At 53.4% G+C, this 14,654-nt stretch carries 10 protein-coding genes; all 10 read left to right on the top strand.

The window, feature by feature from the left end; genetic code table 11:
- Positions 1 to 134 precede the first annotated feature (134 nt).
- The 10 genes from KM295_RS15735 (at position 135) to KM295_RS16940 (ending at position 14,608) form a co-directional block, all read left to right on the top strand.
- Entirely contained in the window at positions 135 to 1,016 is an 882-nt protein-coding gene (locus KM295_RS15735) for a hypothetical protein (protein ID WP_256031111.1), read from the top strand.
- 175 nt (positions 1,017 to 1,191) lie between these two features.
- Positions 1,192 to 1,428 (top strand): DUF8139 family protein, encoded by a 237-nt coding sequence (locus tag KM295_RS15730; RefSeq protein WP_256031108.1) that lies wholly within the window; start codon positions 1,192 to 1,194, stop codon positions 1,426 to 1,428.
- Between the two features lie 86 nt (positions 1,429 to 1,514).
- A complete protein-coding gene (locus KM295_RS15725; RefSeq protein WP_256031107.1) occupies positions 1,515 to 2,501 on the top strand; it encodes an HNH endonuclease in 987 nt (328 codons plus the stop codon).
- Positions 2,502 to 2,922: 421 nt separating this feature from the next.
- Positions 2,923 to 5,895, top strand: coding sequence for an AAA family ATPase (locus tag KM295_RS16945; protein WP_256031097.1), 2,973 nt, complete (start codon positions 2,923 to 2,925; stop codon positions 5,893 to 5,895).
- A gap of 2 nt (positions 5,896 to 5,897) precedes the next feature.
- Positions 5,898 to 7,289, top strand: a complete 1,392-nt coding sequence (locus tag KM295_RS15715; protein ID WP_256031095.1) for a hypothetical protein — start codon at positions 5,898 to 5,900, stop codon at positions 7,287 to 7,289.
- A 268-nt stretch (positions 7,290 to 7,557) separates the two neighbouring features.
- The gene (locus tag KM295_RS15710) at positions 7,558 to 9,069 is read left to right on the top strand and encodes a metallophosphoesterase family protein (protein WP_256031094.1); all 1,512 of its coding nucleotides are present in this window, start codon (positions 7,558 to 7,560) and stop codon (positions 9,067 to 9,069) included.
- Positions 9,069 to 11,780: an AAA family ATPase gene (locus KM295_RS15705; protein ID WP_256031092.1), complete on the top strand. Its 2,712-nt coding sequence runs from the start codon at positions 9,069 to 9,071 to the stop codon at positions 11,778 to 11,780. Before KM295_RS15710 ends, KM295_RS15705 begins: the two co-directional genes overlap by 1 nt.
- The gene (locus tag KM295_RS15700; protein ID WP_256031091.1) at positions 11,780 to 13,045 is read left to right on the top strand and encodes a DNA double-strand break repair nuclease NurA; all 1,266 of its coding nucleotides are present in this window, start codon (positions 11,780 to 11,782) and stop codon (positions 13,043 to 13,045) included. Before KM295_RS15705 ends, KM295_RS15700 begins: the two co-directional genes overlap by 1 nt.
- Before the next feature lie 73 nt (positions 13,046 to 13,118).
- On the top strand, positions 13,119 to 13,784 hold the full coding sequence (locus KM295_RS15695; RefSeq protein ID WP_256031089.1) for a DUF8166 family protein: 666 nt from the start codon (positions 13,119 to 13,121) through the stop codon (positions 13,782 to 13,784).
- Positions 13,785 to 13,801: 17 nt separating this feature from the next.
- Positions 13,802 to 14,608 (top strand): ATP-binding protein, encoded by an 807-nt coding sequence (locus KM295_RS16940; protein WP_256031086.1) that lies wholly within the window; start codon positions 13,802 to 13,804, stop codon positions 14,606 to 14,608.
- The last annotated feature ends 46 nt before the right edge of the window (positions 14,609 to 14,654 follow it).

Here is a 14,654-nt window from a genome sequence, read left to right as displayed (position 1 = left end):
TTGTTGCCATCACCAACTACGAGCGAGGAAACGAACCGGGCTGCGAGAAGCTATGAGATGGATTCTATGACACGCTCTGGTTTGACGCAAACACGATAGAAGTCAACAAACTAGATGCGATCAAGTACGTGTACGTGAAGCGGGACGTTGCTTCGCCCCCGGACGACAAGACCGGAACCTTCGAGACGGTTTCGTGGTCGGATCTCGTGGAGAGTTTCGAAGCCGAAACCCAGGATTCGCTTTTTGAGTACCCCAATCGTAGTGTTATTCAGTTCACTGACTTCATTCAGTCACTGAAGGAGACAGAGAATATGGACTCACCCATAGAAGAAGACGAGCTCAACGAACGCCTGCACCTGTACTTCGAGCATAGCGATCTGATTCAACAGGTCGAACAGGCGAATAGCCAGTTCGAAAGCGACTTCGAAGATGTCAGCACCTATTTGAAAGACAGTTGGGTGAATCCGCTCAGCAAAAAATACGACTTCGAGAACTCGGGGTGGAAGACATCGAGTGGGAGCAACCCGAAGTGGCAGAAGATTCTGCCAACGTATTGGGATCAAGATCCACTCAATAGAGACAGCACTATCCAATTGTATTTCCGGCACTCACCGACGACCGCGCAACTCCGGGATCAGACGCTTAGTTTCAGGCTGCGGCTCCCACCGCAACGGAACGTACATACAGAGGAACGACATGACGGCCAGTCGTTCAACGATGTGTTTACGAGAAAGTGTACTGAACGTGCTGAGGACATTGAGGAGTCACTGGCTGAGATCGATGTTGATGAGTTCCGGTTGGGAAGTGCCTCAGCGCTCGTTGTGAAGAACTACCCGCTTGACCCACAGAATCTCACGAGCTCCTACTTCGACCAGCTCGATACTGCGGTAGCCGAATTCTGTGCCGAGCCAAGCGACTTCACCCGACTCATCAACGGCGTGTTCGAAGAGACGTATCGAGAGGTGTTTGGGAAGGAACCTGCCGGTGAATTCTCCGGTGGACTGCGTGAACGGTAATCAGTGCCGGCAACAGGGTTACGACGGTGTTTCTGAACGTGCTGAACTATCTCGACGAGTTCGTCTCGATGAATTTTGAGTAGTCCCAGTTCGTTCTTTGCTGGAGAAACGCGTCATATTCTTCCTGTATCGAGTCCCCGGGAACTGATATTCATCGACACTGTTGAATCTGATAATGCAGGATTTCTCGAAGGGAGATCGTGTCCGGATTGATATTCCTGATGAGACGGATCCGGACTATGAGGCGTACCACGGTGATCACGGTCGCGTTCTGGCAGTACTGACGGATGACGCAGATGAAGTTACCGGTGAGGCATGTGATTCGCGCCTCTATCGAGTTAAATTGGAAACCGGTGAGACGATGGATTTCCGTCGTCGAGATTTGCGACCCCCGATCGGGGAATCAGGATAGTAGTGATCTAATTACGGACTCTAACTACTCCGTTGAACTCCGGTATCGGAGAAAGATCCATACGCTGACTCTGTCATTTTGGGTCTATGACTCCGGATCGGCTTCGAAGTATTGTTCCGATGTTCGGTGGGGGAACGAGTTACATCGAGACACTGAATGCGGTTCTAGAGTTCGTTGCGTCGCACAACCCTACAACAGACGAGCTCGTCGGATGGCATCGCGGAACCTTTGATCGGGTGTCGAGCCGTGATTCGATTTTGCGGCGAGTCTCGTATCTGAAGCAAGTGGGTTTCATACAGCAGGATGGGAAGCGCTGGGTGCTGGGTGAGGCGGGCCGTGAGTACGTCGAAGATTACGATGTCGAGACGTTGCTGCGGATTATGTGTGAGCGAAATATCGGGCTGCGGAGTCTTATGTACGCGTTGGCTGCGGGGCCGATGACGATTGAGGAGATTAGCGGCCAGCAACTGGATACGCATCCGGAATTGGGGTGGAGTCGTGGGGAGACGGATATGGCGTTGCAGCGGGTAAATTGGCTGCGGAGTATGGGACTCGTCGAGAAACAAGATGGGGAGTACGCGTTGACCGATGCTGGGCACCAGTTCGTTGATGCGGCGGTCGCTGAGTGGGCTAACACGGCATGGACACCAAAGGGGACGGATGATGCGATGATGGCTGGTGTGTACGAGACAACAGTGCAGGCACGGTCGGTTGATCCGGAGTTTCGGGTGACGGTGCTGTCACGATATAATCGGACGTGCCCGGTGTCAGGCGTGGATCATCCTGGGTTGCTGGATGTCGCTCACGTCTTATCGTGGAGTGATTACCCAGAGCATCGGGCCGATCTATCGAACGTGTTGCCGTTGAGCAAGACGCATCACGCAGCATTCGATAGAGCGCTATTCACGATTGACCAGGAGTATCGATTACGAGTGAACCCCTCATTCGAGACGGAGAGCGAAGTGTTGCAGCGAACGATCCTTGATCAAGCCGGTGAACGAGTCCTAATTCCTGACGACAGTATTGCTCCTGCGTACCTGGCACAGCATAACGAATCACTCGGATGGGTGTGATGAGAAATACCGGGAATTGGGAAGTTTTCACAGCCGTTACGTCACGAGTATTCTATGGTCGCTGGTGGTGCAGAATGGTTCTCAAGGTCTAACTCGCTGGATTTCGATAACACTACCCAAATAAATAGACGGGTGATTTGGATCGATGTCCGTTCTACATCGCCGTGGAATCCACCACCACTGAAAAACAGAGATTCGGCAGTACAAGATGTGAGCAGACTTCTGCGCCACCGCCTCGTTATCATAGGATAAATATAAGATATTTGAGAGATAATTTTTTGAGGGCCGTCTAACAGTATGAGATATGTTCAATTCTGAAGGAGAATCATATCACCGAGGACTCTTTCTCGTTAATCGGTATAGAGAACGGGACTCCCCATCTTGGTCGAGGCTCAAAGATGCTGCCGAACGGACAACCCGTGTGGTTCGAGAAACGGTAGAGAGTTTGGTAAACCATCGAGACCGGATTGGGGATCAGGAGTTGAAGACCCTGTATCACTTATGTCAGAACTGTACTGACGGGTATTCTGCCGATGAGAAACGGGATCTAGTCCGAGAATTAGGGCTGCCAGATGATGATACTGAGAGGATAGTTGGGATTATTGACGATTCTGTTGGGAGCGTCGGAAAAAGCATGAGTGATCCCCCGATTCATGTAGGTGGAAAGGATGAGGTTTTCCCGGAGTTGGAGCGCGAACTTCACGAGTGTTTCTCACGAATTGTTGCTGATTATGAGGCGGAGTCGGAACTGGTTGATGCTGTACATGATATTTTGGGAATTGAGTTCTATGGTGTGCAATCCGGACGTATCTCTCCGATTTTTCACTACTTAGCACCTGAGACGTTTCCGGTGATTAATGGACGATCATGTGCCGGGATGGAATTAGTAACTGGCGAGACTGTTAGTCAAAATTTGAGTCAGTACTTGGATGAGCGTGAATCATTTTTAGATGTACGTGAGGCCCTTTCATTCGAGAAGCATCTCCGGGAGTTGGATTACTTCCTGCACTGGATACAGTCGGACGGTGAGATCTGGACGAGGGTTCTTCGAGAAGATATTGACCGTGAGGTGTGGCAGGTACAACCTGGGCGGACGGAGTATTCGTTCCCTGAAGTACTCTGGCCGATTTGGGTAGAGAGAAACATCATTTCGATTGGTTGGGATATTCCACCGGAGAAACGACATTCGGACGATTTAAACACTCAACCGGCAGATTTCGCTAATGCGATTGAGCCAGGAGATATAATTATTGCAAAAGGCGGACATAATACATTACTCGGCATCGGGGTTGCCTCACCGGACGGATTCGAATACGTTGGGGGAACAGATCGGGAAATCAAGTTCACCAATAACGGCGAATCAAAAAAGAACCCGAGTATTCGGCATGTTGATTGGGTGTTCACTCGGGAAGTAGCCGACGCGATCGACACTAGTAACTGGAGCTCGAATCAATTCCATACGAAGACGATTGCTCGATACAGTTCATTCGAAGAGTTCAGAACAAACCTCACTCAGCGGGTTTCTGACGAAGTGCTTCCAGCACTAAAACAGCTTGAAGGCCTAAGCATAGAGTACGCAGCTCGTTCGTATTTTATTCTCCAGACGGGAAGTGACGAGTGGGAAGACGATGTGACTGAACAGTATCATTTCAAGCTTGGGAATCCAGGCACACGTCGGTTATACGAAGCGAACACGGCACAAGTCGTCTTTTTGGAAGATGGGGAGTTATACGCGACAGCCCGTGTTGTCGATATTTCTGAGGAAGATCGTGACGGTGACACGCACTGTTTCGCTGAAATTGAAGGATATACTGAGTTTGAACCAGTCGAATTTACCTCGGTTATTGGAGAGCTAGAAAGTTCGATCTCGCAGCAACATTCAATCATTCAAATTACAGGTGAAGATTACCGGACAATCGTAGACCAAGAATCGACAACCCGGTATTTCTGGGTAAATGCATCGAAGGCACATTGGCATGAGGAAGGTGAGGAAGTGTTTTACAGCACAACTGGTTCTGATGGTGGATTACGACGGAACGTTGAAGCGTATGAACGGGCTCGCGCTGGGGATGAAGTACTAATATACCAGTTGTCGCCAGAAAAGCAGATTGTTGGACGTGCTCGGGTGGTGGAAGGACTCCATGAGAGGGAACAGAGTGATGGTGAGGCTGTTGATGGAATTACGCTTCGGTGGGTCGAGTCACTGGACGGTGCGACATGGAGTGAAGTGACAGCTGACGGCGAGTTGACCGGATGCCGGGTTGTAGAGTCGGATAATGCGTTCGTTGTGACGGAACTGACCGAGCAAGAGTATCGGCGGATTGTGGAGATAGGAAAGATGACGAAATACGCTGATTTTACTGAAGAACTCTCAGTACCTGCTGATGAGATCTCAGTAGAACGAGATGGGTTGTATTTCCGTGAGAAGGAGTGGGAACGGATCAGTTCCCGCGTGACAGAAGCGCTGGCGGCTGGGAACCACGTGTTATTGTTTGGACCACCGGGAACCGGGAAGACCAAACTGGCTCGACAAGTATGTAAGGAGACAGTCGGCTCTGACCAGTTTGAGTTAGTGACGGCCTCGGCGGACTGGTCGACGTTTGATACAGTGGGCGGGTATCAGACAACAGCAGAGAACAAGTTAGAATTCCAGCCTGGTGTGGTGTTGGATCGGTTCCAGGGTGACTCGGATGGGACGCCAGCAAACGAGTGGCTTATAATCGACGAACTGAATCGGGCAGATATTGACAAGGCGTTTGGATCGTTGTTCTCGGCGTTGACGGGCGAGAGCGTGACATTACCGTTCGACGGGTCAAGCGGTGATCCAATCGAGATTCTCGATGCTTCACGAAGCGACGAGCAGGTAAAGCCGGACAAGTTCTTCATTCCAGAGGATTGGCGGATGTTTGCGACGATGAATACGTTGGATAAGACTTCACTATATGAGATGAGCTATGCGTTTATGCGGCGATGGGCGTTTATTCCTGTCGGGATTCCAGAGTTCCCAGCAGAAAGGGATGGTGATGGTGAGGACTTGGCTGAACTCGTTAAAAAGTATGTTGCTGCGTGGAACGATGGTGAGGTGCCGGATGATGACGATGAGTATGAGACAATCGGACGACTGTGGCGCGCTGTGAATGAAGAACGGGCGATTGGACCAGCGATCGTCGAGGATGTGTACGAACACGTGGCCGGGACTTCCGATAGTACGGATCCTGATTACGTGTCGCCGCTTATTATGTACGTGTTTCCTCAGTTGGAAGGATTGCGACGAGACCAGTTAGAGCAAGTTCTCAGAGAACTTGATACAATTGTCGATGGGGACACGGACGAACTGTGGACAGTTGCGCAGGATTTCTACCAAGTGAATCTGCAGCGTGACACCGGTGAGTGAGTATGGCAAAGGCGAGCTCCGAAGAGTTACTGGAAGCGGTGGCGGATGATTTCCATACGTTTCTACGTCGTGGTGTGCGGTTCGAGCGGGTAATCGGATCTGCGCACACGGATTTAGATATTGATGATATTGAGACGCTGCTGCGTGTGCATTTTGTGTTGACTGAATCTACTGAGGAGAGGTCAGTTGGAGTGTTGGATTTTATGCGACAGCTTGAGGATCGGGTGAGACAGATGAAGACAACGACGGCTCCACAGTCGCGTGAATACCGCGGAGAGGTCCGTGGGCGGATTGACTGGCAAGGAACAGTCAAGTCGAGGGCACGGAAGGGTCGGTTGGATGAGCCGGTGTTCGTGTGCTCTGAGCCGGAAGAATACTATAATATCGACGAGAACCTTGTTTTAAAACGATTGTTGACCGTAACCCGCGAGATCGTAACCGAAGATCTCGAATACGCGGTTGAGAATCCAGAGGGGTATGAGTGGTTGTCAGCGTGGACATCGCCGCTTGATGGATCATCAAGTCGGGATGCAGAATCAGCAGTTGATGTGTTGACACGGATATACGATCGGAATGTGTATTTACAACGGATCAGCGTCGATGAGGGGGAAGTAACAGATCGGACTATCGAGTCTGTAAAGCGTTCTCGATCGGTCTTTTACCAAGAGGCAGCAGAGTTATTGGATCAGTACCGACAGTTGATGCGGCACGAACTTGATGCTGAAGAGGCGCGGGATATTTTGAACCACACAATTATCGCGCCGGAGAAAACGGAGACACTGTTCGAGTTGTACTGGGTTTTCAGTCTGCTCAACACATTTGACTCCGCTGAATACCGTGTGTTGGCGGAATGGCGGGAAAGCCCTTCTACAGTTGCACAGTGGGAGCAGGACGAATCAAGGTTTGTTCTGTCGCATGATTCGACAGGAGAAGCACTCACATTCCATGAGAAATTGGAAGCTCAGAAAATCGACTCAGATGGGTATCTGTTCCGATTAAATGAGGTGTTGACCCGGTGGCAGTCATTGTCAAAGGAATTACTGGGTCGTGGTGGGAGTGATTCACTGTGGGGCGGGCGTCCTGATATTGTTCTAGAACGGTTCGAAAAAAGTGCTGACGAGGAGTGGGTGGTTGAAGACGTGTTTATTGGAGAGGTGAAGTACACGCAGGATACCGATTACGTAGCGACGGGGTTGCGCGAGCTACTGGAGTACATGGCGTTCGTGAGACACGCGGATGGGAATCAAGATTACGTTGAGGATATGGAGCATGTGTTAGAGTCGATTACCGTGCGAGGACTGTTGTTCACCGACGCTCTTGATATAGAGTCACCCGACGTTGAGGAAGGAATTCGTATTATTGAGTACCCAGAACAACCGGATATTGGGTCTTGAGGTCTCTGTGAAATCACTTTCTCGAAAGATATGGACAAGTATTGGTGTTCTCCGGAAACATCAACTCCGTATACGTTTTGAGCAAATATTCACTTTCAGAGGTAGCTATTCTATAGGGCATCCGTATTCCCATACAGTTGCCGTTCACTTTCACCTTGCGTGACTGGCATTTAAGAACCGGACGGCCACATACCTTCACGAACCTTCAGGGATGGGGATTGACAGGTCGGACAGAGCGGACAAGTGACTCTACTCGATTCAGCAAACAATGCTCACACTAACCCACATCGCGGATACACACCTCGGCCATCGACAGTACGGCGTAAAACAGCGCGAAGATGATATGGTATCGACGTTGCGGACAGCACTCGATGAGATAATCACTGAACACGACACTGATGCGATTCTATTGCCCGGAGATTTGTTCCATTCGCGGGATCTTCGCCCCAAGGTACTGCATCAGACGGAGCAGGAACTGGCGCGCGTGCCGGACGACGTTCCGGTGTTGGTGTCGCGTGGGAATCACGATGAGAATTTGACGCCACGAGAGGTGACATGGCTGAATTACCTGCACCAGCGGGGCCACATCGTGTTCCTGCAGGCTGAGTTGACTGCGGATCCGGAGACGGCGTGGTTCAACCCGTATGAGCCGAACGAACCGGGGCAGTCAGCTGGGTTCTACGACATCGATGTTGACGCGTTTGACGGGCCGGTACGCGTGTTCGGGCTGCAGTGGCGCGGTGCGAAGACCGGGCAAGCACTCCAGCAAGTAGCGGACGGAATCCAGGAGACGAATGAGATGCACGGTGAGCCGGCATTCACCGTGCTTCTCGCGCATTTCGGGATGGAAGATGAGGTACCGACGCTTGGCGGGACGGTGACGCACGCGGAGCTCCGCGACGTGAAAAAGCAGGTCGATTACCTGGCACTCGGACATATCCACAAACGGTACGAGGCGGCTGATTGGATCTACAATCCCGGTTCGCCAGAGGCACACAACACGCGGGAAGGCCGAGATGACTGGGAGCACGGGTATTACTCGATTACGCTCGACACCGACGGATCGGTATCGGGTAGTAGCGCGGTCGGATTCGACGTAGCGCATCACCCAACGAAGCGCCGGCCGTACTACCGGTTTGAGTTCGATGTGACCCCACACGAGTCCCCAGGAGAGCTTGAAACGGCGTTCAAGAATCACGGTCAGGACGAGCAGTCCGCGATGACCGAATACTGTTCGCAGGAGCGGTTCACGGCGAACGATGAGCCGCGAGCGCCAATTGTCGATCTCCGCTTTACCGGGACACTGCAGTTCAGTCGCGGGGACTTCCGAACAGACGAGTTGTCTGCCTGGCTCGAAGAGACGTGGGACGCGTTGTATGTGCAGGTGAATATGGGGATTCGAACGGCGAACATTCAGCAACTCATCTCGGAAATCGATGAGGAAGACGTGTTCAAGGATGGGAAACTGAACACGGCAGTGTTAGAAGACCGGGTGTTCGAGACGATCGCCAAGGAATCGATATATGCTGAGCACGCGTCGGATGTCGCTGATGTACTCGGCAACGCGCATCAAATGGCGCAGGCTGAAGAAGCAGTCGAGGACATCCAAGAGTCGATCAGTTCAGCACGGCGAGACCTGTTCCCGGAGTTAGCTGACGATGTCGTGCTGGACATAGACGAGGATCCATTCGACGATACTGAAGGTGTAGAGTCATCGGGAGAGGCGGTAGATGGTGAGTTGCCTGCAGAGGCTGATGATGCAGTGGGGGTGAGTGAATAATGCGGATTATAGAGGTTGCGTTAACGGACATCAAGTCCTATGAGGGTCGCACAGTCGTACCGATTGAGGGTGGCGTTACAGCGATTCTCGGTGAGAATGGTGCGGGGAAATCGACGATCCAGGAAGCGATCGGGTTCACGTTGTTCGACTCACTGCCGTTCAATAACAAGGACTTCGTCCGAGAAGGCGAGAGTGCGGGGACTGTCGAGGTGACCTTCGAGCAGGATACGGCCGACGGAACCCAGCGGTTCCGAGTCACACGGTCAGCAGGCCGGTCGAGTTACGCGGTGCATCGGTATGAATTCGAGGCTGACGAGTGGATCGACCAGGATATTGATTCTAAATCAGAGTTGATTCGCTGGCTGTGTGCACGGTTCGATGTTGCGGATGGTGATGAGTTGCGGATCCTGTGGGAGTCGTGTATCGGTGTCCCGCAGACGCGGTTCCTCTCGGATTTCGCGCAGACCGCGGCGAATCGAACGCAGACGTTCGATGCATTGCTGGATCTGGACGCGTACGAAGACTCGTGGAATGTGCTGAAGGACGTGCCGGATGCGATCAAGAAGCAGCAGCAGGATCTCCGGGGCGACATTAACACACTAACTGGAGCGGTCCAGGATCTACCAGACGAACGTTCGAAAGCCGAGTCACTAGATGATCAGGTGGACGAGCTTCAGTCAGAAATTGATCGGAAAACCAGTGAGCTGTCGGCGAAGGAAGAGGAGTACGATGGGTTGACAGAAACCAAAGAGGAAATCGAGCAGCTCCAGCAGGAGATTGACTCGCTTGACCAAGAAATCGAGGCAACTGAGCGAGAGTTAGAAACGGCAGAACGAGAGCTCGCAGATGCCGAAGAGGCTCAGCAGAAATGCGAGGAGAATCGTGAGGAGTACGAGCAATACAAGCAAGCCCGTGAACGTCAAGAAGAGTTAGAAGAACGAGAGGCAGAGCGAGACAGGCTAAAAGAGCAAAAAACTGAGCAAGAACAGGAAATCACGGAAATCAAGCTCAAAGTGGAACAGCTCGAAGAGGACCTAGAGGAGTTGGAAGACGCGCGGGAGACGCTGGAGTCGCATAAAGAGGAGAAAGAGCAGTATGAGGAACTTGAAGAGCAGATTAACTCACTGCAGGATCGTGAAGATGATGTCGAGGAACTAGAAGAAGAGATCGAGCGGTTAGCCGGGGAGATCGAAGAGATCGAGGGTGAGATTGAGTCGGTTGAAGAGACAATTGCGGAGATTGAGGATGAGTGGGAAGCGACGACGGATCCGGATGACATCTCTGAGGAGATTAACGACCGAGAGGCGCGACGGAAGCAACTTGCGAGCGAGCGTGAGCGGTTGGAAGAGCAGTTAGAACGGTTGCGTGACACCGAAGTCGATGCACCGTGCCCGACGTGTGACCGGCCATTAGACGAAGAACACCGGTCGGAGACGATTGAGCAGCGTGAAGAACGCATTGGGGAAATCAAGGCAGAACGCACTAACCTTTCAGAAGAGCTGGATGAGTTGCGTGAGCGGCGCGACGCAGCGAAGGACGTAAAACAGCGTTTTGATAAACTGCCTGTTCACCGGGAGAAAATCGAATCGCTAGAAGGTAACCTCGATGAGCTGCGGACGGAGAAGGAAACCTCGGAAGCGGAGCTGTCAGAGTTGGAAGACGAGTTGGAAGAGCTACCGGAGCTGAAAGCCGAGCGAGATGCCTTAGAGGACGCATACGACGAGTATCAGACTGCTGAGTTCCGAGTTGAAGATCATTCTGACGTGCCTGATCAGTTAGAGGAAAAGCAGGCTGAGTTAGAAGACGAACAGGCGGTGCTTGAAGAAATTGAAGACGATTTAGAAGCCTTCGAGGGATTGGATGAGGAGTTGGTAGAGGTCGAGGAGACGCTTGCGGAGACGGAGTCGGGGTATAACACGTATCTGCAGCACGAGCAGCGGGCTTCGCAAGTCGAAGAGCGGCAGGAAACGGTCGAACGCCTAGAAGGTGAACTTGAGGAATTCGAAGCGGAACTCGACGAGACGGAAGAGGAATTAGAGGAGTTGGAATCATCGTTCGATGAAGAGCGACTGGAGACACTCGAATCGGTGATCAACGACCTTAGAAGCGAAATCGACCAAGCCAAAGGAACCCTTGGTGAGAAACAGCAGAACCTGAAAGAGACGCGTGCCGAGATCGACCAGTTAGAGTCGAAGCTGGACGAGCGCCAAGAAAAACTCCAACAGTTGAAGGGGCTGAAAGCCGATCAGCAGTTTGCCGAGTGGGTGCGGGAGAATGTCCGGGAAGCCGGGCCGAAGATGCGGGAAATCATCACCGACCGGATCGGTGAACGGGCTAACGAGTTGTTCCGGTCGATTCGCGGGGCATCTGCGGAGACGCTGGAATGGACGAGTGATTACGAAATCGTCGTCCACGATGCAGATGTTCGTAAGTCGTTCTCCACACTGAGTGGCGGGGAGAAAATGGCGGCGGCACTCGCAGTACGGTTAGCGATTCTGGAACAACTAGCATCGGTCGGCATCGCGTTCCTCGACGAGCCCACAGCGAATCTCGACCGGCAGAAGAAACGCAACCTCGTCACGCAGCTCAAGCAACTGGATAGTTTCGAGCAACTCACCGTCATCAGTCACGACGAGACGTTCGATTCGATGCCGGATTACACGATCACCGTCGAGAAAGACCGGCAGACCTCAGAGGTGAGCGTGAATTAATGCCGATCGACAAACACGGTGTCGCTGCCGAACTGGAATCAAACGTCGAGACGATTCAGGCGTATCTCGAAGACGATACGGGGATCGTCGAGCGGTATCAGGACGCGTTCCAGCGGCTGCCGGTCGAATGGACGAGCGGTGAGATTCACGCGGAACTCCAAGACACGTCGTACCCGGGGGCGTACCCGACCGAGGAGTTCGATGACGTAGAGAGCATCATCGTCCCGCATCCAGAGAGTGACGGCTGGGAAAACCACGAGGAAGTCAACGCGTGGGCCCGCGAAATCCTTCGAGATGTGCCGGCGATGGCGGTCGACGGGTCACAGCTCCCGCCGACGACCAGCTTCAACGTCCCACTGGCGTACGTGCAAGCAGCGTGGGCAATCAATCATCACCATCCGGACGGCCGACTCGACCGAGGTGTCGATGGACGACTCTTGACGCCTGATGAGGTCACGACGGAATCCGACGATGGGGACTACCGATTTGTCGATTCACAACTCGTCGGCCATCACCGATTCGAGCACGAAGGACAACTCCTGATAGAGCAGATCGTTGACCTAGCAGATGCCCGTGATGCTGGTGAGATTGAGCAGACACCGGTCGTGTTCTACGATGGACCGCTAATCGCGTCGTTCGCAAACCCATTGAAGCCGGAGACGCGCGAACGGTACATCTCGACGCTGAGTCGCATCATTGCGGCAAGCCATCATCACGAGATCCCGCTGGTCGGGTACGTGGCGGGGTCAAGCGCGACGGAGCTGGTGAAGATGACGCGGCTCCTGCTACGCGACGAATTTGAATCTGACCGTGTCATCCCGGACGCGCACGTCCTGACTGAGTTGATGAGCCCGTGGGGAGACACGACGATTCCGTTCATCTCGAAGCGTGATGGGAGCGTGGACGCGCTGCAGACGACGTATCAAGGCGAGTCCTACGAATTCCGGGACGACATCCTGTTTTCGTACCTGAACGTGCCGCCGGGTGCTGGACTCGACCGGATTGAATTCCCGGGCTGGCTGTGTCGCCGCGACGGTCCCGACGGATACGAGTCGATGTACGAGTACACTGTTGAAATCGTTCGCGCAGAAGCCGGGATCGGACGCGGCTACCCGGAAATCCTGCAGCAAGCCGATAGCGATGCCGTGCTGGATCATCAGGATCGCCAGCAGTTCCACCGCATCGTCCAGCGGTGGGCCGAATCGAATGACGTACCGATCGAATGGAACGCCAAAGCCCTGAGCAAGGAGTTACGCCGCCGATGACATCTCTCACCGCACCACGTTCGACAGCAGCACAGTCCGTTCGACCAACGAACCCAGTTACGGGAGTGATTCGATGACAGACAGTACGGAAGAGACGCCGACCACAGATGTCGATTCGTGCGTTCGCATCGGGAGTATCGTCTCCTCGAATAGCCACCTGGACTACGTCGTCGAGGTGTTCAAAGAACGAGACTGTGACCGGCCCCCCGAACTCCACGAGCGGGAATTCGGCCAGCCGGTGTTCATCAAGAAGACGATTGACGGCACTGAACACGCGGTGATGGGCGTCATCTACGACACGCAACTGGTCGACCCTGACCAGGGACGGACTGGACCGCGATTAGCACAGGACGATCAGGCGCAGTTCACGCCAGGGTACATCGAGGAACGCACGACACTCGCTGGTGTGGCCCTACTCGGCACGGCGACGATCACCGACGACCGGACGATTGCAGACCCGTCACATCAAATGCCGCGCTGGACGCTGGAAGTCGAGGATACCGTCTTCCACTGTCCGGACGAACTCACAGCGAAGTTCCACACCGTCGACGGGCAACTCCAGTTAGCGTACATCGACCGCCTCGTCGACATCGCCGGCGATCTCGGCGCAGAAGTCATTGTTGCCCTCATCAACCGGCTCCGAAACACGCTGCCTGACGATGACACGAACCAGCGCGTGTTAGACGTGGTTGAGCAGAACATCCAATGGCAGGCGCACGAACGCCGCGGGGTGGTCTAATGGCGGGACGAGCCACCGTGATTGGAACCGTCGCTGGACCAGGCGAGGATCCGAATGAATTCGTCTTCGTTACTCCGTCAGACCGGTCGATTAAGACGGGCGAGTTCATCACGTACACAGTTCCGGTTGATGGCGAGAACCGATCGGTGTTTGCACGCGTCACGAATCGGGAACTCATTCGCGGGCTTCCAGACGGGTTCCTTGCTGACCCGGACGTTGGTCCGGAGACAGTCGCCGCGACACTCGGTATTCCGAGCGATGATACAGAGCTGTACCGGTTGACTGCGACGGTCATCGGGTACTATGATACCAATATGACGACATTTGCCAATCCGCGGCAACTCCCTGATCCCGGGACGCCGCTGTCAATCGCGCCTGATCATCAACTCGAAACCGTTCTTCCGAATCTCGGGTGCGAAACCGTCGAAACGGATGTCACGGAACTCCCGGGAGTGGCACACATTGGATGGCTACTAAATCGTGAAAAACAGGCGACAAACATCCACGTCCCGATCGAGGAGTTCGCGTCGACGCACTTGGCGATCCTCGCATCGACTGGCAGCGGGAAATCCTACACTGCGTCTGTCCTCATCGAGGAGATGATGCGGCCAAGCGCCCGTGCATCACTGCTCGTGTTCGACCCGCACGGCGAGTATGGAACCTTATCGGACATCCAGGGCGCAGAGCAGTTCCAAGGTGCAGACGGCTACGATCCTGAGGTCGTGTTCTTCAATCCGGAACGACTCCGCGTCCGAATTTCTGAATTACAGATCGGCGACGTGATGGCAATCTTGGATCGCTCATCTGTAGAAGTCAGTACTTAGAATTTTCTCGAACCAGCGATCTGTATTGAGTGTGAGGCTGAAGAAG

Source organism: Natronomonas aquatica (assembly GCF_024449025.1).
Lineage (GTDB): Archaea > Halobacteriota > Halobacteria > Halobacteriales > Haloarculaceae > Natronomonas > Natronomonas aquatica.
The sequence above is the reverse complement of the archived record's forward strand: the minus strand, read 5'-3'. Positions and strand labels throughout refer to the sequence as shown.

Coding starts and splice junctions, on each gene's coding strand:
- KM295_RS15730 (WP_256031108.1), top strand. CDS start 1,192: ATGCAGGATTTCTCGAAGGGAGATCGTGTCCGGATTGATATTCCTGAT.
- KM295_RS15725 (WP_256031107.1), top strand. CDS start 1,515: ATGACTCCGGATCGGCTTCGAAGTATTGTTCCGATGTTCGGTGGGGGA.
- KM295_RS15715 (WP_256031095.1), top strand. CDS start 5,898: ATGGCAAAGGCGAGCTCCGAAGAGTTACTGGAAGCGGTGGCGGATGAT.
- KM295_RS15710 (WP_256031094.1), top strand. CDS start 7,558: ATGCTCACACTAACCCACATCGCGGATACACACCTCGGCCATCGACAG.
- KM295_RS15705 (WP_256031092.1), top strand. CDS start 9,069: ATGCGGATTATAGAGGTTGCGTTAACGGACATCAAGTCCTATGAGGGT.
- KM295_RS15700 (WP_256031091.1), top strand. CDS start 11,780: ATGCCGATCGACAAACACGGTGTCGCTGCCGAACTGGAATCAAACGTC.
- KM295_RS15695 (WP_256031089.1), top strand. CDS start 13,119: ATGACAGACAGTACGGAAGAGACGCCGACCACAGATGTCGATTCGTGC.